This window comes from Streptomyces sp. WG5, assembly GCF_049974565.1.
Lineage (GTDB): Bacteria > Actinomycetota > Actinomycetes > Streptomycetales > Streptomycetaceae > Streptomyces.
The window spans coordinates 250,486-272,998 of the sequence record NZ_JBNGGC010000003.1 but is presented as its reverse complement, the minus strand read 5'-3'; the positions used below and the strand labels follow the sequence as shown (position 1 = coordinate 272,998).

At 73.1% G+C, this 22,513-nt stretch carries 22 protein-coding genes; 10 read left to right on the top strand and 12 right to left on the bottom strand.

Features of this window, described 5'->3' with window-relative positions; translation table 11 throughout:
- Window positions 1–8: 8 nt before the first annotated feature.
- The 3 genes from ACP4IX_RS05050 to ACP4IX_RS05040 all read left to right on the top strand — a co-directional run bounded on the left by ACP4IX_RS05050 (window position 9) and on the right by ACP4IX_RS05040 (window position 3,418).
- Window positions 9–794: a DUF1684 domain-containing protein gene (locus ACP4IX_RS05050; protein WP_426518434.1), complete on the top strand. Its 786-nt coding sequence runs from the start codon at window positions 9–11 to the stop codon at window positions 792–794.
- 222 nt (window positions 795–1,016) lie between these two features.
- On the top strand, window positions 1,017–1,925 hold the full coding sequence (locus ACP4IX_RS05045) for a S1 family peptidase (RefSeq protein WP_426518436.1): 909 nt from the start codon (window positions 1,017–1,019) through the stop codon (window positions 1,923–1,925).
- A gap of 410 nt (window positions 1,926–2,335) precedes the next feature.
- Window positions 2,336–3,418 carry a S1 family peptidase gene (locus tag ACP4IX_RS05040; RefSeq protein ID WP_426554846.1) on the top strand — a complete coding sequence of 361 codons (1,083 nt, stop codon included), beginning with the start codon at window positions 2,336–2,338 and terminating at the stop codon, window positions 3,416–3,418.
- Between the two features lie 113 nt (window positions 3,419–3,531).
- On the opposite strand, the gene ACP4IX_RS05035 is transcribed toward ACP4IX_RS05040, so the two are convergent.
- Window positions 3,532–4,590 carry a DUF3533 domain-containing protein gene (locus tag ACP4IX_RS05035; protein ID WP_426554844.1) on the bottom strand — a complete coding sequence of 353 codons (1,059 nt, stop codon included), beginning with the start codon at window positions 4,588–4,590 and terminating at the stop codon, window positions 3,532–3,534.
- A gap of 152 nt (window positions 4,591–4,742) precedes the next feature.
- Between ACP4IX_RS05035 and ACP4IX_RS05030 the strand changes: the two genes are divergently transcribed.
- Both ACP4IX_RS05030 and ACP4IX_RS05025 read left to right on the top strand, forming a co-directional pair.
- Window positions 4,743–8,264 carry a DNA polymerase III subunit alpha gene (locus ACP4IX_RS05030; protein ID WP_426554843.1) on the top strand — a complete coding sequence of 1,174 codons (3,522 nt, stop codon included), beginning with the start codon at window positions 4,743–4,745 and terminating at the stop codon, window positions 8,262–8,264.
- Window positions 8,261–9,229 (top strand): DNA polymerase Y family protein, encoded by a 969-nt coding sequence (locus ACP4IX_RS05025; RefSeq protein WP_426518444.1) that lies wholly within the window; start codon window positions 8,261–8,263, stop codon window positions 9,227–9,229. Before ACP4IX_RS05030 ends, ACP4IX_RS05025 begins: the two co-directional genes overlap by 4 nt.
- A gap of 12 nt (window positions 9,230–9,241) precedes the next feature.
- On the opposite strand, the gene ACP4IX_RS05020 is transcribed toward ACP4IX_RS05025, so the two are convergent.
- Complete coding sequence (locus ACP4IX_RS05020; RefSeq protein WP_426518446.1) at window positions 9,242–9,616, bottom strand: cupin domain-containing protein; 375 nt, start codon at window positions 9,614–9,616, stop codon at window positions 9,242–9,244.
- Between the two features lie 100 nt (window positions 9,617–9,716).
- Between ACP4IX_RS05020 and ACP4IX_RS05015 the strand changes: the two genes are divergently transcribed.
- On the top strand, window positions 9,717–10,163 hold the full coding sequence (locus ACP4IX_RS05015; RefSeq protein ID WP_426518448.1) for a MarR family winged helix-turn-helix transcriptional regulator: 447 nt from the start codon (window positions 9,717–9,719) through the stop codon (window positions 10,161–10,163).
- Window positions 10,164–10,269: 106 nt separating this feature from the next.
- Here ACP4IX_RS05015 and ACP4IX_RS05010 read toward each other — a convergent pair whose 3' ends face one another.
- On the bottom strand, window positions 10,270–11,316 hold the full coding sequence (locus ACP4IX_RS05010; RefSeq protein ID WP_426554842.1) for a lytic polysaccharide monooxygenase: 1,047 nt from the start codon (window positions 11,314–11,316) through the stop codon (window positions 10,270–10,272).
- A 178-nt stretch (window positions 11,317–11,494) separates the two neighbouring features.
- Here ACP4IX_RS05010 and ACP4IX_RS05005 point away from each other — a divergent pair, with 178 nt between their 5' ends.
- On the top strand, window positions 11,495–11,944 hold the full coding sequence (locus tag ACP4IX_RS05005; protein WP_426554840.1) for a GNAT family N-acetyltransferase: 450 nt from the start codon (window positions 11,495–11,497) through the stop codon (window positions 11,942–11,944).
- Between the two features lie 26 nt (window positions 11,945–11,970).
- On the opposite strand, the gene ACP4IX_RS05000 is transcribed toward ACP4IX_RS05005, so the two are convergent.
- A complete protein-coding gene (locus tag ACP4IX_RS05000; protein ID WP_398135216.1) occupies window positions 11,971–12,105 on the bottom strand; it encodes a hypothetical protein in 135 nt (44 codons plus the stop codon).
- Between the two features lie 230 nt (window positions 12,106–12,335).
- On the opposite strand from ACP4IX_RS05000, the gene ACP4IX_RS04995 reads away from it, so the two are divergent.
- A complete protein-coding gene (locus tag ACP4IX_RS04995; RefSeq protein WP_426554839.1) occupies window positions 12,336–12,536 on the top strand; it encodes a hypothetical protein in 201 nt (66 codons plus the stop codon).
- Between the two features lie 11 nt (window positions 12,537–12,547).
- On the opposite strand, the gene ACP4IX_RS04990 is transcribed toward ACP4IX_RS04995, so the two are convergent.
- Window positions 12,548–13,117: a DUF402 domain-containing protein gene (locus ACP4IX_RS04990; protein ID WP_426518456.1), complete on the bottom strand. Its 570-nt coding sequence runs from the start codon at window positions 13,115–13,117 to the stop codon at window positions 12,548–12,550.
- Window positions 13,098–14,027 carry an N-acetyltransferase family protein gene (locus tag ACP4IX_RS04985; RefSeq protein ID WP_426554838.1) on the bottom strand — a complete coding sequence of 310 codons (930 nt, stop codon included), beginning with the start codon at window positions 14,025–14,027 and terminating at the stop codon, window positions 13,098–13,100. The genes ACP4IX_RS04990 and ACP4IX_RS04985 overlap by 20 nt, the downstream gene beginning before the upstream one ends.
- A gap of 71 nt (window positions 14,028–14,098) precedes the next feature.
- Between ACP4IX_RS04985 and ACP4IX_RS04980 the strand changes: the two genes are divergently transcribed.
- Entirely contained in the window at window positions 14,099–14,467 is a 369-nt protein-coding gene (locus tag ACP4IX_RS04980) for a GntR family transcriptional regulator (protein ID WP_426518460.1), read from the top strand.
- Here ACP4IX_RS04980 and ACP4IX_RS04975 read toward each other — a convergent pair.
- The 5 genes from ACP4IX_RS04975 to ACP4IX_RS04955 all read right to left on the bottom strand — a co-directional run bounded on the left by ACP4IX_RS04975 (window position 14,455) and on the right by ACP4IX_RS04955 (window position 19,242).
- Window positions 14,455–15,321: a DUF72 domain-containing protein gene (locus ACP4IX_RS04975; RefSeq protein WP_426554837.1), complete on the bottom strand. Its 867-nt coding sequence runs from the start codon at window positions 15,319–15,321 to the stop codon at window positions 14,455–14,457. The two genes, ACP4IX_RS04980 and ACP4IX_RS04975, sit on opposite strands and share 13 nt — an antisense overlap.
- Window positions 15,322–15,341: 20 nt before the next feature.
- The gene (locus ACP4IX_RS04970; RefSeq protein ID WP_426554836.1) at window positions 15,342–16,436 is read right to left on the bottom strand and encodes a DUF5925 domain-containing protein; all 1,095 of its coding nucleotides are present in this window, start codon (window positions 16,434–16,436) and stop codon (window positions 15,342–15,344) included.
- A gap of 109 nt (window positions 16,437–16,545) precedes the next feature.
- Entirely contained in the window at window positions 16,546–17,361 is an 816-nt protein-coding gene (locus ACP4IX_RS04965) for a polysaccharide deacetylase family protein (protein ID WP_426518466.1), read from the bottom strand.
- Window positions 17,354–18,367: a glycosyltransferase gene (locus ACP4IX_RS04960; RefSeq protein WP_426554835.1), complete on the bottom strand. Its 1,014-nt coding sequence runs from the start codon at window positions 18,365–18,367 to the stop codon at window positions 17,354–17,356. Before ACP4IX_RS04960 ends, ACP4IX_RS04965 begins: the two co-directional genes overlap by 8 nt.
- Window positions 18,364–19,242, bottom strand: coding sequence for a glycosyltransferase family 2 protein (locus ACP4IX_RS04955; protein ID WP_426518470.1), 879 nt, complete (start codon window positions 19,240–19,242; stop codon window positions 18,364–18,366). Before ACP4IX_RS04955 ends, ACP4IX_RS04960 begins: the two co-directional genes overlap by 4 nt.
- Window positions 19,243–19,860: 618 nt before the next feature.
- Between ACP4IX_RS04955 and ACP4IX_RS04950 the strand changes: the two genes are divergently transcribed.
- A complete protein-coding gene (locus tag ACP4IX_RS04950; RefSeq protein ID WP_426554834.1) occupies window positions 19,861–20,667 on the top strand; it encodes an SGNH/GDSL hydrolase family protein in 807 nt (268 codons plus the stop codon).
- Here the strand turns inward: ACP4IX_RS04950 and ACP4IX_RS04945 are convergent.
- Entirely contained in the window at window positions 20,637–22,310 is a 1,674-nt protein-coding gene (locus tag ACP4IX_RS04945) for a serine/threonine-protein kinase (RefSeq protein ID WP_426554833.1), read from the bottom strand. The two genes, ACP4IX_RS04950 and ACP4IX_RS04945, sit on opposite strands and share 31 nt — an antisense overlap.
- Between the last annotated feature and the right edge of the window lie 203 nt (window positions 22,311–22,513).

Here is a 22,513-nt window from a genome sequence, read left to right as displayed (position 1 = left end):
TTTCCTCCATGACGACGGACGCATCCGGTGAGTGGAAGCGGTGGCACGAGCAGCGCATCGCGACGGTGTCGGCGCCCTACGGACCGCTGGCCCTGACCGGCACGTACTGGCTGGAGGACTATCCGGACGGGCAGCTTCCGGACATCCCCGGGAGGTGGACGGCCGGTGAGGGCGCGGTGCTGCTGACGGCAGCCGAGGCGGACGGGCTCACCGTGGACGGGCGGCCGCTCGACGGTGCGGCCCGGCTCGCCCCCGACCCGGGGCCCGCGAGCGCGGCCCGGGTCGGGTACGGCGCGCGGCGGATCGTCGTCCTGCTGCGCGAGGGCGCCTGGGGCGTGCGCGACTTCGACCCGGCCGCCGAGGCGCGGCGCGCGTTCCGGGGCATCGCGGCCACGCCGTACGACCCGCGGTGGTCGGTGCCGGGCCGCTTCACGCCGTACGACGCCGGGCAGCGCAGCGTGCGGGTGCCGAACGCGGACGGGCGGGAGCGCGGGCTCGCCCTGGGCGGAGAGCTGGCCTTCCGCCTGGGCGAGCGGGAACTCACGCTCCAGGTGAGCGTCGAGGGGGACGGCTCGCTGTGGGCCGTCTTCGCCGACGCCACCAGCGGGAGCACCAGTTACCGCTTCCGGTTCCTGCGTCCGGCCGCGCCGGACGCCGAGGGTCGTACGACGGTCGACTTCAACCGCGCGCTGCTGCCGCCGTGCGCGTTCGCCGACCACTTCGTCTGCCCCTTCCCACCGCCGGGGAACACCCTGGGGGCCCGCGTCGAGGCGGGGGAGCGCGAACTGCGCTGAGGTCCGGCGGGGGTTGGCGGGGCGGAGCGGTGCGGCACGGGTCGGCCAAAGGTTGAAGGCCGAAAGGCACTCTTGCGCCGACCGGTCGTTCGGCCGAATACTCCAACCTCAGCGCTTGTCAGGGGCACGACGCATTCGGAACCCGGACGTCCACCCCTGGCTGCGCCTCACGGGCCCACCCCACGAAGAGGGCCCCCGACTTCCCCAGTGGAGGAACGACAAGTGAGGATCAAGCGCACCACCCCCCGCAGCGGCATCACGAGACGGACCCGGCTGATCGCCGTATCCACCGGCGTCGTGGCCGCGGCAGCGATCGCGATCCCCAGCGCGAACGCGGCACCCACCCCGGCCACCTTCAGTGACGCCGAGCTCAACAGCGCCAGCAGCGCGGTGCTCGAGGCCGACGTCCCGGGCACCGCCTGGGCCATCGACAGCAAGAGCGACCGACTGGTCGTCACCGTCGACAGCACGGTCTCCCAGGCCGAGATCGCGAAGATCAAGGAGCAGGCCGGCGACAAGGCCGGCGCGCTCACGATCAAGCGGACCCCCGGCACGTTCAGCAAGCTCATCCAGGGCGGCGACGCCATCTACTCGAACAGCGGGCGCTGCTCCCTCGGCTTCAACGTCCGCAGCGGCAGTGGCGTCGACTACTTCCTGACCGCCGGGCACTGCACCGCCGGGGCCGGGACCTGGTACGCCAACTCCGGGCGCACCACCGTCCTCGGCTCGACCGCCGCGTCCAGCTTCCCGGGCAACGACTACGGCATCGTCCGGTACACCAACAGCTCCATCAGCAAGCCCGGTACCGCGAACGGTGTGGACATCACCCGCGCGGCCACCCCGAGCGTGGGCACCACGGTCATCCGCGACGGTTCCACCACCGGCACCCACAGCGGCCGGGTCACCGCCCTGAACGCCACCGTCAACTACGGCGGCGGCGACATCGTCCGCGGGCTGATCCAGACCACGGTCTGCGCCGAGCCCGGCGACTCGGGCGGCCCGCTCTACGGCAGCAACGGCACCGCGTACGGCCTGACCTCCGGCGGCAGCGGCAACTGCCGTACCGGCGGTACGACGTTCTTCCAGCCGGTCACGGAGGCCCTGAGCGCCTACGGCGTCAACGTCACCTGAACCGCCCGCCGGAGCGCAGCCGGCAGCACGACGAGCCCCCGCACACCGATCGGTGTGCGGGGGCTTCCCGTCGGCCCGGACCCGAAGGCCCCGCGGAGGCCAGCACCGCGTGTAGACGCACACGCGGAGGCCTGAGCGCAAGGGGTGAATTCCGGACGGGGGCGGGGCGGACCGGCCGGTTCTCGGTTACTTGCTCGTAGCGTTTGCTGGAGTGTTCGCCGCACGAATCCTGTTGGAAGGGACATGAATGGTGAAGGTCGTGTGCGCGCGCTGGAGTTGTCGTGCGCACGTCCTGAAGCCGACCTTGTGTGCCCCCTGTGGGGTTGGAAGAGTTAGTGCTCGTCAACCAGCCTTCCGGTCCGCGAGGTCCCCACAACCTCCCGGGCCGACCCCCCACAGGAGGACGTGAGTTGAAGCACCGACGTACACCCGGGCGACGGGTCGCCGTGATCGGCGCGGGAGTCACCGCGCTGGTCGCCGCGGGAGTCACCTTCCAGAGTGCGAACGCCAGCGAGACCCCGGAGGCCTCCGCCCCCGAGACCCTGTCGGTCACGGCGGCCGGAAAGCTCGCCTCCACGCTGCTCGGCGACCTCGGCACCGACGCGGCGGGCACGTACTACGACGCGCAGGCGAAGAGCCTCGTCGTCAACGTGCTCGACGAGAACGCCGCGCAGACCGTCGAGGAGGCCGGCGCCAAGGCGAGAATCGTCGAGAACTCGCTCGCCGAGCTGAAGAGCGCGCGCACCACCCTCGCCGAGGACGCCACCATCCCGGGCACCTCCTGGGCGACCGACCCGACCACCAACAAGGTCGTCGTCACCGCCGACCGCACGGTCTCGAAGGCCGAGTGGGCCAAGCTGACCGAGGTGGTCGACGGGCTGGGCGCCAAGGCCGAGCTCAAGCGGACCAACGGTGAGTACCGTCCCTTCGTCGCGGGCGGCGACGCCATCACCGGCAACGGCGGGCGCTGCTCCCTCGGCTTCAACGTGAGCAAGGGCGGGGAGCCGTACTTCCTCACCGCCGGCCACTGCACCGAGGGCATCACCACCTGGTCGGACTCCTCCGGGAACGTGATCGGCGAGAACGAGGCGTCCAGCTTCCCGGGCGACGACTACGGTCTGGTCAAGTACACCGCCGAGGTGGACCACCCGAGCGAGGTGAACCTCTACGACGGCTCCGCCCAGGCCATCTCGGGTGCCGCCGACGCCACCGTCGGCATGCAGGTGACCCGCAGCGGCTCCACCACCCAGGTGCACTCCGGTACGGTCACCGGCCTGGAGGCCACCGTCAACTACGGCAACGGCGACATCGTCAACGGCCTGATACAGACCGACGTCTGCGCCGAACCCGGTGACAGCGGCGGCTCGCTCTTCTCGGGCGACCAGGCGGTCGGCCTCACCTCCGGCGGCAGCGGCGACTGCACCTCGGGCGGCCAGACCTTCTTCCAGCCGGTGACGGAGGCCCTGTCGGCCACCGGTACGCAGATCGGCTGAGCGCACACACATCGCAGGCAGAAGTCCCGTCCCGCGCGCGAGGGGCGGGGCTTCCGCGTGTGTACGGCGGGGACTTCCGCCGTGTACGGCCGAGCTTCCGCGTGCGACGCGGGTCAGCCGGCCTGCGTGGGCAGTTCCGGCTCCTGCCGCCTGAGGCGCAGCACGGACGCCAGCACCGTGATCAGCGTCCCCGCGACCGCCCACGCCCACAGCACCAGCAGGGAGACGGTCGTGTCGTTGCCCTGGAAGTAGGCGATCGAGCGGGCCGCCCACGTCCCCGCGCCCGGCGGCAGTGCCGGTCCGATCGCCTGCCAGAACGGCGGCAGCATCGGCAGCGGGAAGGCGCCGCCCGCGCTCGGGTTGCCCGCGACCACCACCAGCAGGATCGCCAGCCCGATGCCGACGATCCCGAAGACGCCCTGGAGGGCGAGCGTGGCGGCGCCCACCGCGAAGGTGATCAGTGCGCCGAGCCCCCACAGATCCACCACGCTGCCGGGCAGCGCGCCGAGGATCGGCCCGACGATCACCGCGCCACCGAGCCCGCCGACGATCGACACCAGGGCCATCACGATCAGCCGGATCGCCGCGCGGTGCGGGTTGGCCGGCCGGGCGCCGGTGCTGATCGCCAGGATCGAGGCGCACAGATAGCCGCCGACGCACCAGCCCACGACCAGGTAGAAGGACGACAGCCCGTCGAAGTCGTGGGGGGAGGCCGGGGCCACGTCGACGGTCCGCACCGTGCGGCCCTCGGCCCGCTCCACCTCGGCGACGAGGCTCTCCAGGGTGGTGGCGAGGACGGTGCCGCCGCCGGAGGCGACCAGCAGGGTGTCGGTGCCGGCGGAGGGGTCGACGATCAGGGCGCCGTCGATCTCCCGGTCCTTGATCTGCTGCCGGGCACTCGACGCGCCGGCCACCGTGCGCGGATCCAGCGGTGACCCGGGCAGCCGCTCCAGCCTGCTCACCGTCTGCTCGGCGGCCGCCGGGGGCGCGACCACCCCGAAGGGCACGTCCTTCGGTTTCGGGTCGTGCAGCGCCCCCACGTAGGAGGCGATGAACAGCAGCTGGAGCGCGATCACCCCGAGCACGAGCAGGGTGGCCCGCGGGGTGACGGCGTCCTTCACCTCGTCGCGGAAGGAGCCGCTCCGGGTGCCGGTGGCCGGGGTGTGGGACATGTCCCCACGGTCCGGGGCCGCGGGCGTTTGCGCAGGTGGGGCGGGGCCGAACGGATGTCGCACACGCATTCGAAAATTGGTCTATGGTGGGGGTGAGGTAGTTGGGAACAGACGTTCGATAAGGCGTCGGTTCATGAGATCGGGAGGTGCGTGTGCCGGGTTTCACGCATCTGCACACCGTCTCCGGGTTCTCCGCCCGCTACGGCGCCTCCCACCCGGAGCGGCTGGCCGTGCGCGCCGTCGAGCGGGGCATGGACGCCCTCGCCCTCACCGACCGCGACACCCTCGCGGGCACGGTCCGCTTCGCCAAGGCCTGCGCGAAGGCGGGCGTCCGTCCGCTGTTCGGCGCGGAGCTGGCGGTGGCCGCCCCCGAGCCGGAAGCGGACCGCACGGAGACCTCTGTACGCCGTGACCGGCGCCGCGCCCCCGTGCGCGGCGGTGCCTTCGTCGACGAGTCGGCCCCGCGGGTGGCCTTCCTCGCCCGGGACGGTGCCCGCGGCTGGGCCGACCTGTGCAGGCTGGTCTCCGCGGCCCACGCCGCGGAGGGCACACCCCTCCTGTCCTGGGCCGACAACCACGCCGACGGCCTGACCGTCCTGCTCGGCCCCGACTCCGACGTCGGCCGCGCCCTCACCGCCGGCCGCCCCGACCGCGCGGCCCGGCTCCTCGCCCCCTGGCGGGAGGGCTACGGCGACGCCCTGCGCCTGGAAGCCGTCTGGCACGGCCGCGAGGGGACCGGCCCCGGCTCCCTGCGCCTGGCCGCCCGTACCGTCGGTTTCGCCGCCGAGCAGGGCATCCGGCCGGTGCTCTCCAATGCCGTCCGCTACGCCGACCCCGGCCAGGGCCAGGTCGCCGACGTGCTGGACGCCGCTCGCCGCCTCGTCCCCATCGACGCCACCAAGGAACTGGACTCCGGCGAGGCCTGGCTCAAGGGCCCGGACGCCATGCGGCACGCCGCCGAGCGCGTCGTGGAGGCCGCGGGCTTCCGCCGTGACACGGCCCACCGCCTGCTGGAGCAGACGCAGGCGACCGCCGCCGAGTGCCTGGTCGACCCCGAGGACGACCTCGGCATGGGCGCCGTCCACTTCCCCGAGCCGCACCTCGTCGGCGCCGGCCGCCGCACCGCCCAGCGGGCGCTCGCCTCCCGGGCGGCGGCGGGCATGGTGCGGCGCGGCTACGACCGTTCACCCGGCGCGCGGCGCTACTGGGAGCGGATGCACCACGAGCTGGACATCATCGCCCACCACGGCTTCGCCTCGTACTTCCTCACCGTCGCCCAAGTGGTGGACGACGTACGGGACATGGGCATCCGGGTCGCCGCGCGCGGCTCCGGCGCCGGCTCGCTCGTCAACCACCTCCTCGGCATCGCGCACGCCGACCCGGTCGAGCACGGGCTGCTGATGGAGCGGTTCCTGTCCAGGGAGCGGGTCGTGCTGCCCGACATCGACATCGACGTGGAGTCCGCGCGCCGCCTGGAGGTCTACCGCGCGATCATCGGCCGCTTCGGCACCGAGCGGGTCGCCACGGTCGCCATGCCGGAGACGTACCGCGTGCGCCACGCCATCCGCGACGTCGGCGCCGCCCTGTCCATGGACCCGGCCGAGATCGACCGCGTCGCCAAGTCCTTCCCGCACATCCGCGCCCGCGACGCCCGCGCGGCCCTGGAGGAGCTGCCCGAGCTGAGGGAGCTGGCGGGGGAGAAGGAGAGGTACGGGAAGCTGTGGGAGCTGGTGGAGGGCCTCGACGCCCTCCCGCGCGGCGTCGCCATGCACCCCTGCGGCGTGCTCCTCTCCGACGCCTCCCTGCTCTCCCGCACGCCGGTCGTGCCGACCAGCGGCGAGGGCTTCCCCATGGCGCAGTTCGACAAGGACGACGTCGAGGACCTCGGGCTGCTCAAGCTGGACGTGCTCGGCGTGCGGATGCAGTCGGCGATGGCGCACGCGGTCACCGAGGTGAAGCGGGCGACGGGTGCCGAGATCGACCTGGACGCCGTACCGGAGGGCGACCCGGCGACGTACCGGCTGATCCGCTCCGCCGAGACGCTGGGCTGCTTCCAGATCGAGTCGCCGGGGCAGCGGGACCTGGTCGGACGGCTCCAGCCGTCGACCTTCCACGACCTCGTGGTCGACATCTCGCTCTTCCGGCCCGGCCCGGTCGCCGCCGACATGGTGCGGCCGTTCATCGAGGCCCGGCACGGGCGGGCGCCGGTGCGCTACCCGCACGAGGACCTGGCGGAGCCGCTGGAGGGGACGTACGGGGTCGTCGTCTTCCACGAGCAGATCATCGACATCGTGGACATCATGACCGGCTGCGGACGCGGCGAGGCCGACCGGGTGCGGCGCGGGCTGTCCGACCCGGAGTCGCAGGGGCGGATCAAGGTGTGGTTCGCGCAGCACGCGGCGGCGAACGGATACGACGCGGAAACGATTCAGCGGACCTGGGAGATCGTCGAGGCCTTCGGCTCGTACGGCTTCTGCAAGGCGCACGCCGTCGCCTTCGCCGTGCCGACGTACCAGTCGGCGTGGCTGAAGGCGCACCACCCGGCCGCCTTCTACGCCGGGTTGCTCACGCACGACCCCGGCATGTACCCCAAGCGGCTGCTGCTGGCGGACGCGCGGCGGCGCGGGGTGCCGGTCCTGCCGTTGGACGTGAACAAGTCGGGGGTCGCACACAGGATCGAACTGGTGTCTGAATCACGGGTGTGGGGGCTACGGTTGGCCCTCTGCGACGTGCACGGCATCAGCGAGGCCGAGGCGGAAAGGATCGCCGAGGGGCAGCCGTACGCCTCCCTGCTCGACTTCTGGGAACGGGCCCGCCCCAGCAGGCCGCTGGCCGGGCGGCTCGCCCAGGTCGGCGCGCTGGACGCGTTCGGCGCCAACCGCCGCGACCTGCAACTGCACCTGACCGAACTGCACCGCGGCGCCCGGGGCGGACGCGGCGACCAGCTCCCGCTCTCCGGCGGACGGAGGACCGCTTCCGCCGGACTGCCCGACCTCACCTCGGCGGAGAAGCTCAGCGCCGAACTGGGCGTGCTCTCCATGGACGCCTCGCGCAACCTGATGGACGACCACCGCACCTTCCTGAACGAGCTGGGCGTCATGTCGGCCAAGCGGCTGCGCGACGCCCGGCACGGGGAGACGGTGCTGGTCGCGGGAGCCAAGGCGGCCACCCAGACGCCGCCGGTCCGCTCCGGCCGGCGGGTCATCTTCTCCACCCTGGACGACGGCACCGGCCTGGTCGACCTCGCCTTCTTCGACGACTCCCACGACGCCTGCGCGCACACCGTCTTCCACTCCTGGCTGCTGCTGGTGCGCGGGGTGGTGCAGCGCCGGGGCCCGCGCAGCCTCAGCGTGGTCGGCGCCGCCGCATGGAACCTCGCCGACCTGCTGGAGGTGCGCCGGGAGGAGGGGCTGGAGGGCGTCGCGGCCCGGCTGGCCGGAGCGGTCGGAAGCCAGGACCGCGACCCCGGGGGCGGTCCGGCGCGCAGACGCCTCGCCGGTTCGGACGGGCAGCCCGCGCCGACGGGTTCCGCGGCCCAGGACCCGATGGAGCAGCGGCGCATCCGCATGTCCACGGGGTACGAGATGCACCCCTGGGCCGATCTGCGGCCCGCGGGCGAAGGGCTCGCGGTCGGAAGGAAGTTGTGGCACCAGAGTCCGGGGAGTGCGGGATGACGATCCTCTGCGTACGTTTCCAGCTGCCGCCGATGTACGAGGCGGCCCTGCCCCAGCTGCTCGGATTGCTCGAGGAGTTCACGCCGGTCGTCGAGGCGCTCCCGCCGGACGGGGCGCTGGCCGACCTGCGCGGCGCCGAGCGGTACTTCGGCCGCGACGCCGTGGAACTGGCCTCGGTGATCCGCGTCCGCGCCCTCGCGCTGTACGGCGTCGACTGCGTGATCGGCGCCGGTCCGGGCCCGATGCTCGCCCGCATGGCCCTGCGGGACGCCCGGCCGGGACTGACCCGCGCGGTGCCGGAGGGCGAGGAGCGGGACTTCCTCGCCGGCAAGCCCGTCGCCGCGCTGCCCGGCGTCGGCACCGCGACCGCCCGCACCCTGTGCGAGTACGGCCTGGACACCCTCGGCCGGGTGGCCGCCGCGCCGTTGTCCACGCTCCAGCGGCTGGCCGGCGCGAAAGCAGGCCGCGAGCTGCACGAGAAGGCGAACGGCGTCGACCGCGGCCGGGTCGTGCCCAACGGCGTCTCGCGGTCCCTGGCCGCCGAACGCCCCTTCGCCCGCGACGAACTCGACCCCGGCCGGCACCGCCGTGCCCTGCTCTCGGCCGCCGAGGACCTGGGCGCACGGCTGCGCGCCGTGGAGAAGGTGTGCCGCACCCTCACTCTCACCGTGCGCTACGCCGACAGGTCGGCGACCACCCGCAGTCGCACCCTGAAGGAGCCGACCGCGCACTCGGCGGCGCTGACCCGGACCGCGTACGACATGTACGAGGCGCTCGGCCTCCAGCGCGCCCGGGTCCGCTCGCTCTCCCTGCGCGCCGAGGGCCTGGCCCCCGCCGAACAGGCCTCCCACCAGCTCACCTTCGACCCGGTGGACGAGAAGGCCCGCCGGATCGAGGAGGTCGCGGACCGCGCGCGGGCGAAGTTCGGGCCGAGGGCGGTGATGCCGGGGTCGCTGGCGGCGTGAGGCCCCCGCGGGTCAGTTGGCCCACGGGGGAGTGAGCCGGGTGCCGTCGGCCAGCTCGGCCTGGAGGCCGACGGACGTGGTGACCCAGGAGGTCGCGGTCCGGTCGGTCGGGTTCTCGACGGCGAGGGTCGCCCCCGGGTTGATGATCACAGTGTCGCCCGCGGTGACGCGCTCGGTGCGGCCGTCCAGGGTGATCAGCAGATCACCGCTGAGCAGGTGGAAGATCTCCTCCCGGTCGACGGTGTGAGCGGGCGCCTTCGTGCCCGCCGGAATCTCGCCCCGCCAGGCGCACAGCTCCTTGCTGCCGGTGCGGGGAGTGGCGTACGAGACGAAACGGGCGCCGTGGATCTCGTGGGTGACGGCTTCGGACGAGCGGACGACGGGCATGGCGGGCTCCTGCGGGCTCATTGGTCAAGTCACTTGACTGCTATGACGGCCCTATGGTCAAGCTGGTTGACCAATACGTCAAGGGTGTTTCAATGCCCCCGTGCAGAACTCCGACGCCATGGCCCTGTCCGCCGCCCTGCTCGCCGCCGCCGGCGGGCTCACGCAGCGCATCCACGAGGGTGTCGTCGCCCGCGGCTTCGAAGGAGTACGGCCCGCGCACGGCTTCGCCTTCGTCCGGCTGGCCCCGGACGGTGCGACGGCCACCGAACTCGCCGCGCACCTCGGGATGACCAAGCAGGCTGCCAGTCAGCTCGTCGACGAGCTGGTCCGCAGGGGATACGTCGAACGCCGGCCGCACCCCGCCGACGCGCGGGCCCGGCTGGTCGTACTGACCGAGTCGGGGTGGGCCTGTACGCGGGCCGCGGAGGAGGCGGCGGCGGAGGCCGTTCGCGCGTGGGTCGACGTGCTGGGCGAGAGCGAGGTCCGCGCGCTGCGTGACCGTCTGCTGCGTGTGGCGCCCAGCGGGCGGATACGGCCCGCCTGGTGAACGACCGTCACCCGAGACCGTCGGCCGGCAGGCGCCCGGGCACGCCGCAACGGGGCCTGTCCGGCCTGAGCCGCCGGACAGGCCCCGCGTTCCCCCGCGTTCCGGGTCAGCGGCCGTGCCGGCCACCCGTCAGCGCCCGTCGGCGCACCGACCCGAACAGCACGGCCGCGCCGACGGCCAGGGCGGCGGCACCGCCGACCGCGATGTAGGGCGTGCTGCTGTCCCCGCCGGTCTCGGCGAGGCTCTCGGTGCCCGCGCCGGCGGCCTCGACCTGGTTGGGTCCGTCCACCGGAGCGGCTTCGGGCGCCGCGTCGGACACCTCGTCCGGGGCGGCCGGGTCCGTCGTCGTCTCGGCGTCCTGGTCGCCGTGGCCGTGGTGCTCGATCGTCGACTTGTCGGCCGCGGCCGCGATCTGCTCCTCGGACGGGGCGGAGGCCTCGGGGGCCGGGGCGGCACCGTCCGCCGTGTCCCCGCTTGCCGTGTCGCCGCCCGTCGTGCCGCCGTCGGCGCCGCCGAAGGAGACGTCGGAGCAGGAGTAGAACGCCTCCGGGCTGTCCGAGCGCTGCCACACCGCGTACAGCAGGTGCTTGCCGGAGCGCTCGGGAAGGGTGCCGGAGAAGGTGTAGAAGCCGCCCGTGGCGGCCGGGTCGGTGACCGTCGCCACCGGGGCGGACAGATCCAGGTCACCCCAGCCCAGCGGCTGCGCCGGGTCGTACCCGGGCTGGGTGATGTACACCTTGAAGGTGCCCTTGTGCGGGGCGGTCACGCGGTACTTGAAGGTGTACGGGCCGCTGCTCACGCTGGTCGCGGGCCAGTCGCCGCGGGCCAGGTCCATGCCCTTGAAGGCCGGGTCGTTGGCGCTGCACAGCTTGCCGTCCGGGATCAGCTCCCGGTGCTTGCCGGCGGCGTTGCCGATGCGGATGCCGTTCCAGTCGTACAGCGCCTGGGTGCCGCCGGCCGCGACGGCCGCCTTGCACGCGTCGGACTTCGGGTTCTCGGGGCCCTCGGCGTGGCACTGCGAGACCCGGCTGACCGGGTCGCCCATCGAACCGTGCGCGGACGCGGGGGCGGCGGCCAGCGTGGTCAGGGCAAGCGGGGCGAGGCCGGCGACGGCGACGGCGGCGACCCTGCGGGGCGCGGAGGGTGCGGGCATGGGGAACTCCTCGAAACGGTCACTGGGGATGCGCGAACTCGGGCCGGAACCCGTGGGGTTGACCAGCAAGCTAGCCCCGGGAAACCGTGAAATCCCCTGTCGGACGCGGGCGGCGGAGATCCTTATGGTCGCGTTAAGGGAGTGCTCAGGCTGCGCTGAGGTAGCTACCGTTCGCGGCATGGAACGAGAGCAGATCCGGCAGGCGGTCACCGCGGACGTACTGGCGGTGAGGGCCGTCACCGACGCCGCCTACCACCCCTACATCGAGCGCATCGGGGTGGTGCCGCAGCCCATGGAGGCGGACCACGCGGCGAACGTGGCCGGGGGGAAGGTGTTCGTCACGGGCGAGCCCGTCGTGGGCCTTGTGGTCCTGGAGGTGTTCGCGGACCATCTCTTCCTCGACAGCATCGCCGTCCACCCCGACGCGCACGGCAGTGGCGTGGGGCGACGGCTGCTGCGCTTCGTGGACGCACGCGCGCGGGCGCTGGGCCTGTCCGAGATCAGGCTCTACACGAACGCGATGATGCGCGAGAACCAGCAGATCTACCCGAAGTACGGGTACGAGGTCGTGGAACGTCGAGTGGACGGGCCCTACGACCGCGTCCACTACCGCAAGCGACTGCTCTGACACGTCTCATGACGTGACCGGCCCGGTCAGTTGTCCGGCCACCACGTGCGCGCGATGTCCTTGCGGACCTCCGGGCGTCCCGAGGGGCGCTCGTCGGCCTCCTCGCGGACACGGCGGGCGTCGGTCTTCTTCAGGGGCTTGTGCACGGTCAGACGGCGCATGGCTGCCTCCTTACGGATCCACCGGGTTCCGCGTTCTCACGGAGGTAGACCCTTTCCCCGAGACTTGCCCATCGAAGCATGGCTGTCAGTGGCGGGTGTCACGATCCGGCGTCTCGATTCCCCTGCCCGTGCTGTTGTCAGTGCTGTCGCAGTCCTGTTGTGCCAACTCTGTTGTGCCGGTTCCTGTTGTGCCAGTGCTGTTGTCAGTGGCGGGTGTCACTCTGGGCGGCATGGCGAACGACGGTGACGGGACGATCACGCCGGGTGTCGACCGGGGGGCGCGGGCCGCCGCCTTCGGTGACGAGCCGGACGGGCTGCGGCGCCGGCGCGGCCTCCGCCGCTCCTCGCGGCCGGGCAGCGACACCGCGTCACCGGCGTGCGGCCTGTCCCCGCCGCGCTGGAACCGACCCGGCCGGACTCGCCGGTCGTGACGCGGTGTTCCTCAACGGTGACGCCGCGGCACCGCCGGCGGGCGGCCGGTCCTGGCCGGGAACGGGACGGGCGGTCCGTGCTGTCTCAGCAGGTCCTCGAAGCCGCCCCCGCGGGCCAGCCGCTCCAGCTCGTCCAGCGCGGCCACGGCGGCGGCAGCGGCCTCGGGGTCCCGCACCGCCAGCCCGCTCCCGGCGAACTCGTCCTCGTCCAGCCGCCGTACGTCCGTGCCGTCCGCGGAGCGCCACAGGTCCAGGTCGAGGTCCTCCACGACCAGCTCCGCGCCGGTCGGTACGGCGGGGCGGGTGATGTCGCAGTACCAGCCCTTCAGCGCGCCGGTGCCGGTCCGGACCTCCTTCACGGAGTACCAGCGGTCGCGCCAGTAGTACTCGGTGAACACGTCACCGGGCTCGAAGCGCACGAAGCCGAAGTCGCGGACGCCGGCACCGGCCCAGGGGGCGCGGACGGCGAGGCGGGTGCCGTCGTCGTGCAGCAGCTCGCCCGCGTACCGGATCTTCGTACGGCCCGCCTTGACCAGGACGACGTCCACCACGCCCGGCGTCTCAGCCGAGTTCGCGGACATGGCGCACCTCCGTCCCGCAGATCTCGTACCCGAGCCACTTGTTGATGGCGAGCATCGGCCCGTTGCCGGTGTCGTTGCCCGTGAACGCCTGTGTGTACCCGGCGGCGCGGGCCCGGTACAGGGAGTCGGTCTTGGTGAGTTTGGCGAGACCCCGGCCGCGGTGGGCGCGGACGGTGCCCGTCATGGCGGTCGAGTAGCGGGTGCCGCCGTCGGTGTAGGCGACGCTGAAGGCGACGGGGCGGCCGTCGACGACCGCGACCGTGGTCAGTTCGCGGTTCAGCAGCGGGTGCCGCCAGGTCTCCGCGAGCCAGGCCTCGTAGTCCGTGAACTCGACGTCGACGTCGCTCGGTTCGTCCTCCAGCGTCCGGGCGTCCAGCTCGAACATCGGGCGGGGGTCGTCGGCGTAGTCGGCGGCGGTGCGCAGTTCGACGCCCGGGGGAGTGGGCGGCAGGGGCGGGAGCGCGCCGTTCGCCAGGTCGAGGCGGAGGAAGTGACCGGAGCGCCGCCGTGTGTAGCCGTGCCGCTCGGCGAAGGCCAGGCTGGCGGGATGGTCCAGCACCCAGGCGAACAGCTTCGTCGCCCCCTCGGTGGCCAGGTACTCCTCCGCCGTACGCACCAGCAGCCCGCCGGCGCCGCGCCCTGCCCTGTCCGGGTGGACGTAGATGTTGAGGTACGCCTGTCCGGGCTCCGGGCTGTCGTGCACCAGCCCGATCTGCGCCGTGCCGATCGTCTCCCCGTCCTCCTCCGCGACGAGGGACCGGCTCCGGGCGTCCGGGTGGGTGTGGACGAGCCGGTGGACGATGGCCTCGGGCGTCCACAGGATGAACGGCAGGGCGGCGTGGCGGACATGGGCGAAGGCCGCGACGTCGGCCGCATCATCGGGACGCAGGTCACGCACAAGAACGGTCATGTGAGCGCACGCTACGGCGGGCGGGCGGCCGGCTGCCTCCCATTTTCCGGGGGATGCGGGACAATCGCTGCGTGACCTTGAAGATCCACATCGACGACGGTGCCCCGCCCTACGAGCAGGTGCGCGCGCAGATCTCCGAACAGGCGCGGTCCGGGGCGCTGCCCGTCGGGTACCGGCTGCCGACCGTGCGCGGGCTGGCCGAGTCCCTGGGGCTCGCCGCGAACACGGTCGCCAAGGCGTACCGGGCGCTGGAGGGGGACGGAGTGATCGAGACGCGGGGGCGCAACGGAACGTTCGTCGCCGCGGCGGGCTCGGCGGCGGAGCGGGAGCTGGCGTCCGCCGCGCAGGAGTACGCCTCGCGGGCGCGGCGGCTCGGGGTGGCGGAGCCGGACGCGGTGGCCGCCGTGCGGGATGCGCTGCGGGCGGCCTACGGGGACTGAGCGCCGTTCTGCCGGGACCGGCTGCCGCCTGCGGGCGCGTCGTGGCCGGTCGCTCGCGCCGGCGCGGCGGAGCCGTACCGTGTCCCGGCCCCGCGCCCCCGTACCGGCGTTCGGGTGGCCGTCAGATCCGACCTCCGCGCCAGTCGGGCGAACGCCGTCGCGTCCTGGACCGCCGCCGCGTTCGGGTCGTTGTTGAAGTACGCGTAGACGTCGTGGTCGTCCGGCCAGGTGGTCGCGATGCGGTCGGCCCAGGCCGCCAGCGACCGACGGCCGTAGTGCGGCCACGGCGCGGCCCGGCCCTGGTGGAAGCGGACGTAGCCCCAGTCGGTGGTGCGCCACAGCGGGGTGACGGGGCGGGCCCGGACGTCGGCCCAGCACAGCGCCGCGCCCCGGGATGCGAGGACCCCGCGTACCTCGGGCGTCCACCAGGACTCGTGCCGGGGTTCCACCGCGACCCGCGTGCCGGGCGGGAAGCAGGCGAGGCAGGCGTCCAGGAGGCCCGGGTCGCCCCGCAGCGTCGGCGGCAGTTGCAGCAGGACCGGGCCGAGTCGGTCGCCCAGGCCCGCCGCGTGGGTCATCAGGCGGTCGACCGGTTCCTCGGGGTCCCGCAGACGCTTGACGTGGGTGAGGTAGCGGCTCGCCTTGACCGCGACCACGAAATCGGCCGGTACCCGCTCGCGCCACGCCGCGAAGGTCTCCCGGGACGGCAGCCGGTAGAACGCGTTGTTGATCTCCACCGTGGCGAAGGCTTCCGTGTACCGCTCCAGCCAGCGCCGGACGGGCAGACCGGGCGGGTAGAGGACCTCCCGCCAGTCGCGGTACTGCCAGCCCGACGTGCCGACGAACAAGGTCATACCCTCATCAAAGCACCGGGTTAGAGGTACAGCCCGGCCTCCGCGCCGTCCCGCGGCTCCGGCAGTGTGGTCGGCGAGGTGCCCCGGCGCAGCGCGTACAGCTCCGCCAGCGTGGCGCCCTCGCGGCCGATCCCCTCCTCGCTGCCGAGCCAGTCCACCGCTTCCCGGCGGGTCAGCGGGCCGACCTCGATGCGGGCCAGGCAACGGCCGGGGCGGACGACGGCGGGGTGGAGACGCTCCAGGTCCTCGTTGGTCGTGACGCCGACCAGGACGTTGCGGCCCTGGCCCAGCAGCCCGTCGGTCAGGTTCAGCAGGCGCGAGAGAGCCTGGCCGGCGGTGTGCTTGGCCTCGCCGCGGATCAGTTCGTCGCAGTCCTCCAGCAGGAGCAGCCGCCAGCGGCCCTTGCCCGCCGCGTCCTCCTCGCCGATGGCGATGTCCATCAGGTAGCCGACGTCGGAGAAGAGCCGCTCCGGGTCCAGTACGCAGTCCACCTGGCACCAGTCCCGCCACGAGCGGGCGAGGGTGCGCAGCGCGGAGGTCTTCCCGGTGCCCGGCGGGCCGTGCAGGAGCAGCAGCCGTCCCGCGATGTCCTCGGGCGTCGTCTTCATCAGGCCGTCCATCGCGTCCGCGACCGGAGCCGTGTAGTTGGACCGGACCTCGTCCCAGGTGCCCGCCGAGATCTGCCGGGTGGTGCGGTGCGGGCCGCGGCGCGGGGAGACGTACCAGAAGCCCATCGTCACGTTCTCCGGCTGCGGCTCGGGCTCGTCCGCCGCGCCGTCCGTGGCGTCGGCGAGCACCTTCTCGGCCAGGTCGGCGGTGGTCGCCGTCACCGTGACGTCCGCGCCCCGGTTCCACCGCGAGACCAGCAGGGTCCAGCCGTCGCCCTCCGCCAGCGTCGCGCTGCGGTCGTCGTCGCGGGCGAGTCGCAGCACCCGCGCCCCGGGCGGCAGCAGCGTCGCCCCGGACCGCACGCGGTCGATGTTCGCCGCGTGTGCGAACGGCTGCTCGCCCGTCGCGAAACGGCCGAGGAACAGCGCGTCGACGACATCGGACGGGGAGTCGCTGTCGTCGACGTTGAGCCGGACCGGCAGGGCGTCGTACGGGTTCACGGACATGCCGCCATGATCCGGCACCCGGCCGCCGCGTGCACCCCGTTTCCCGGGCGCACGCGGCACGCCCGCCGCCCTCGGCACCCCGGGCGCGGGGAGGCCGGCGGCGGGCGGTTCAGGCACCGGACCCCAGCACCCGCCCCCGTGCCTGCCGTGCCCTGCGGAGCACGGCGTACCCCTTGGTGAGGGCCCGGTCCCGGGCGAAGGCGCGGGTGACCGCGCGTCCCTCGACCAGCCGGGTGAACTCGTCGATCCCCGTGCTGCGGCGCACGGTGACCCGCCGCAGGGCGTACGGTCCCTGGGCGCGGCGCGCCAGGCCGTTGCCGACGGCGAGCGCCTGCGCGTACCCCGTCTCGCGCACCGCCCGCCGCACCCGGCGGTCGGAATACCCGTACGGGTAGGCGAACGAGGCCGGTACGGTGCCCAGTTGGTCGGCGACGATCTCCTTGCAGTGGATCAGCTCGTACCGCAGCCGTTCCTCGGCGAGCTGGTCGAGCTGCGGATGGGTGTGACTGTGTCCGCCGATCTCCACGCCGGCGGCGGCCAGTTCGCGGACCTGGTCCCAGTCGAGCATGGTGTCCAGGGCGCCCCCGGTGTCGTACGGGCCGCGCAGCCAGCCGGTCGAGACGAACAGGGTGGCCGGGAAGCCGTGCTCGGCGAGGGCGGGCAGGGCGTGCCGGTGCACGCCCTCGTAGCCGTCGTCGAAGGTGATCAGGACGGGCCGCTTCGGCAGCGGGCGTCCGGAGCGCCAGGCGGCGGCCAGCTCCGCCGTGCCGATCGGTGTCAGGCCCCGGTCGGAGATCGCCGCCATCTGCTCGGCGAACGCCTCCGGAGCCACCGAGAGCGCGCGGGTCGCGTCGTTCGGACCGGCGGCGACCGCGTGGTACATGAGGACCGGCACGCGCGCGTCCGCGCCGTACGCCTCAGCCATGCGCGCCCCCCTCGACGGGCGCCACGGAGAAGGTGGCGCCGCCCCGCCGCGCCCGTACGCTCCCCACCACGTAACCGCCCGCCGCCGTGAGCACTCCGGCGACGATCGCGCCCGCCCGGCCCGCGCCGCCCGGCCGGGCCAGCACGGCGTCGCGCAGTCCGCGCACCACACCGGCGGGCAGGACACGGGTGGCGTACCGGCGTTCGGACTCCAGGCCCTTGTCCGCGCCGACGCTGCGCGCCACCAGTGCCTTGGACAGGCCCTCGGCGTAGGTGCGGGTACGGAAGTAGGCGAAGTGCTCGCGCGTCTCGGGCACCCGGTGGTGGATCACCGCCCGGTCGTCGATCAGCAGCACGGCGTCGGGCCGGGCGCGGGTGAGCCGGATGCACAGCTCGGTCTCCTCGCAGCCCAGCGGGCGCTTGTCGCCGTCGCGCCCGATACCGGTGGCGAAGCCGCCCGCCGCGTCGAACGCCTCGCGCCGGAAGGAGGCGTTGCCGCCCAGCACGTTGCGCACCCGGACCCGGCCGGGCGGCAGGCCCCGGTACGTGCAGCCCACCACCCAGTCGAACTCCTCCGGGAACCAGGCCGGCCGGCGCCCCGACGCCCAGACCGGCACCGTGCGCCCGCCGACGGCGACGACCGCCGGGTCGGCGTACCCCGCGGCGAAGTGCCGCAGCCAGTCGCGTTCGGCCACGGCGTCGTCGTCGAGGAAGGCGATCACCTCCCCGCGCGAGGCGGCGATGCCGGTGTTGCGGCCGGCGGACAGGCCGCGGGGGCCCGCGTTGGCGAGCACCCGTACGTCCTTGCGTTCCTTGTACTCCTTCAGCAGCCGTTCCCGCAGCGCCTCGTTGTGGTCGACGACCAGCAGCGTCTCCCGCGCGGGGTGGGACTGCGCCCGCACCGAGGCGACCGCCGCGAGGATGTCCTCCCAGCGGTCCTCGGTGTAGACGCAGATCACGACGGAGATCGTGGGGGAGGCCGTGAGAGGGGCGTCCGTACCGCTCAAGACGCCTTCCTCCGGACCGGGACGACCGCAGCGGCCGGGCCGACCGGGCCGGCCGAGGCGAGGGTCGGCGCGTGCGTACGGCTGCGCAGCGCACGCCGGTTGGACCGCTCGTCGAGGATCACTCTGAGCACCCGCAGCCCGTCCCGTACGGCGCGCAGGTTGCTGACGCCGTGGATGCGCAGGTACTCGTGGCTGGGGATCTCCTGGACCTTCAGGCCGGCCTTCACGACCCGGATGTTCATCAGGGTCTCGACCTCGAAGCCGGTGCAGTCGAGGTCGATCTTGTCCAGGCAGTGCCGCCAGAAGGCGTTGTAGCCGTAGCAGAGGTCGGTGTAGCGGGCGCCGAACTTCCGGTTGACGACCGCGCACAGGGCGCGGTTGCCGAGTTTGCGGATGAAGGTCATGTCGTCGGTGCCGCCGCCGTTGGCGAAGCGGGAGCCCTTGGCGAAGTCCGCGCCCGAGACGAGGGCGGAGACGTACGACACGATCTCCTGGCCGTCGGCCGAACCGTCGGCGTCGACCATCACGATGATGTCCCCGGTGCACGCCTTGAAGCCGGTGATCAGCGCGTCCCCCTTGCCCTTGCCGCGCTGCTCGACCACCTTGACGTCCGGCCACAGCTCCCGGGCGACCTCGACGGTGTCGTCGGTGGAGTTGCCGTCGACCAGGACGACCTCGTGGACCCAGTCGGGCAGTGTCTTGAAGACGTACGGAAGGTTCTCCGCCTCGTTCATGGCGGGTATCACCACGCTCACCGGCGGTGCTATCGCCAGATGGGAGGAGACGGGCCGGTACTTCCCGGCGGGTGACGGATCGGAAGACGATTCGCGTGACGGCTCGTTGCCCGTCGACGCCGGCTGCAGGACTGAGCTCATGAGTCTGGTCCCTCTCGTCCGGCGGACCGCCCGCCCCAGGGGCGGTCCGGCTCTGTATCCGGTTCGAAAGGGGGGTTCTCACCCACGGCGCGCGACGGGACGGATCTCCGTGCGTGCCAGGTGAGCTGGCAAAGCCCGTCGGCGCCGGAAAGACGACAGCCGACCGCGCGGCACGGCCCGGTCACCAGTGCGGTCACCGAGCACGGCACCCCCCTACCGCGCCTCCCGGCCCCGGTCCGTCGCGGCCTCGAGCCCTCCCCTGAGCCGCTTGCCGACGTACCGATGCGGGAGATGTATGACGGTATTGACGATTGAACCTCTATGGCAAGACCTGGAACCAGGTCTCACGTTTTTGTTGGTTTGCCGTCATCCGTTCTTCTTGAGGGGCGATTTCGCCCGGTGCGGGTCACCCGGACCGTTCCGCTTTGCCCCCCGAAGCCCAAGATGCCGGGCCTCAATGTGGCGCAGCCGGCGGAGGGCGTCAAGGGCGCACCGGCCCTCCCGCTGACTTTCGTCCGATATTGAATGACTGTCAGCCATTTTTTGGCATGGACACTTCCTGTCGACGGGCGTAGTCGCTACCACGGTCGAGGCAGAGATCCTGCTAAGGGAGGCTCCATGAGACGTTTCCGACTTGTCGGGTTCCTGAGTTCGTTCCTCCTCGCCGCCGGCGCCGCGCTCGCCGGGGGCGCGACCGCCCAGGCGGCCCAACCCGCCGCGGCCGAGGGCTATGTGGCGCTCGGCGACTCCTACTCCTCCGGTGTCGGAGCGGGCAGCTACATCGGCTCCAGCGGCGACTGCAAGCGCAGCACGAAGGCCCATCCGTACCTGTGGGCCGCCGCCAACTCACCCTCGACATTCGACTTCACCGCCTGCTCCGGCGCCCGTACGGGTGATGTCCTCGCCGGACAGCTCGGCCCGCTCAGCTCCGCCACCGGCCTGGTCTCGATCAGCGTCGGCGGCAACGACGCGGGCTTCGCCGACGTCATGATGACCTGTGTGCTCCAGTCCGACAGCACCTGCCTGTCGCGGATCGCCACCGCCAAGGCGTACGTGGACTCGACGCTGCCCGGCAAACTCGACAGCGTCTACTCGGCGATCCGCAGCAAGGCCCCGGCCGCGCACGTCGTCGTCATCGGTTACCCGCGCTTCTACCAGCTCGGCACGTTCTGCATCGGCCTCTCCGAGGCCAAGCGGAAAGCGATCAACGACGCCGCCGACCACCTCAACACCGCGATCGCCAAGCGCGCCGCCGACCACGGCTTCACCTTCGGCGACGTACGTCCCCCCTTCACCGGCCACGAGATCTGCTCCGGCAGCTCCTGGCTGCACAGCGTGAACTGGCTCAACATCGGCGAGTCGTACCACCCGACCGCGGCCGGCCAGTCCGGCGGCTACCTGCCGGTCCTCAACAGCGCCACCTGACCGGAAGCGGAAGCGGAAGCGGAAACGGAAGCTGAAGCGGAAGGAGAGGGGGAGGCGGAGGCCCCGCCCGTCGGGGTCTCCGTCTCTGTCTCCGTCTCCGTCTCACAGGTCACGGAGAACGCCACCGCGTTCGACGTGGCCTCCACCGGCTCCCGCACCTCCACGCGGACGGTGCCCCGGAACGTGCCGCTGCCGGCGTTCGTCGTGACGACCACGGTGTCCTGCCGCGTGCGGTCCCCGCCCGCGGGGAAGGACAGCGTCCGCCAGCCCGGATCGGAGACCGCCCCGTCGTTCGTCACCCAGCGGTAGCCGACCCGCGCGGGCAGCCGGCCCACGGTGAGCGCCGCGGTGAAGGAGGGCGACCGGTCGTGCGGCGGGGGACAGGCCCCCGCGTAGTCGGTGTGCGAGCCCACCACGGACACCTTCACGGACTGCGGTGGAGGACTGCTCCGCGGACCGTGGCTGCCGGAGCCGGCCGCAGTGCCCGGCTCCTCGCTGCGCTCGGTCCGGCTCGGCGCGGAACCGGTCGCCCCCGGACTCCCGCTCGCGCTCCCGGTGCCCCCGCCGTGGTCCGAGCGGTTCAGCAGGACGTACGTCAGTCCGGCCAGGGCCAGCGCGAGAACCGCCAGGCCCAGGACCAGCACCGCCCGCGCACGCCGGTCCCGGCCCTCGGATGCCGCGGGAGTGGCCGCCGTGGCCGGTACGGGCATCGGGGCAGCCGGTGAGGCATCCGGCCCGGCGGGTGCCGGTACCGCCGGGGCGTACGCACCGGCCGGCACCGTGTCCGCGCGCGGGGTGCCTCCGCCGGAGGGAGTGCCTCCGGCACCCACGAGCCGCAGGTCCCGTTCGGCCCGCTCGGCCGGGGTGCGCTCGGCCGGGTCCTTGCGCAGCAGGCCCTCGACGACGGGCGTGAGCGCGCCGGCCCGGTGCGGCGGCGGCAACTCCTCGTCGACGACGGCCCGCAGGGTGCTCAACGGGGTGTCCTGCCGGAAGGGGGAGACGCCCTCGACCGCCGCGTACAGCAGGACGCCCAGCGACCACAGGTCGGACTCGGGACCGGGCGTGCGGCCCAGCGCTCGCTCCGGGGCGAGGAACTCGGGCGAGCCGACGACCTCGCCGGTCATGGTCAGTGCCGAGCTGCCCTCGACCACGGCGATCCCGAAGTCGGTGAGCACCACCCGGCCGTCGTTCGCCAGCAGGACGTTGGCCGGCTTCACGTCCCGGTGCAGCACCCCCGCCCCGTGCGCGGCCCGCAGCGCGGCCAGCACCTCGGCACCGATCCGCGCGGCACGCCGCGGTTCCAGCGGGCCCTCGGCCTCCAGCAGGTCGGCCAGCGACAGCCCGCGGACCAGCTCCATCACGATCCAGGGCCGGCCGCCGTCGGTGGCCACGTCGTACACCGTGACCACGTTGTGGTGGGCGACCCGGGCGGCGGCCCACGCCTCGCGCTCCAGCCGTGCGTACAACCGCCGCACGGCGGTCTCCGGCAGCCCGGCGGGCGCGCGCACCTCCTTCACCGCGACCTCGCGGTGCAGCACCTCGTCGCGGGCGCGCCACACCGTGCCCATGCCGCCCTCGCCGAGGGGGGACAGGAGACGGTACCGGCCGGCGATGACGCGCTCGTTGCCCGGTTCCTCGAACACCGGCGCCCCCTATGACGTCTCACGTGGACATTCCCCGGGAACGGGCCCGTATTTCTCCCGCATTCATCCCAAAAGTAGCTCAGCCGAGCGCGGATGCGGCCCCCCGTACACCAGTCCGTACCGCTCGCCACCACGGACGCCGGCCCGAGGGCCGCCGTGACCAGGAGGCCGGGGGGCGACCGGCCCCGTGGTGTCGGCATCCC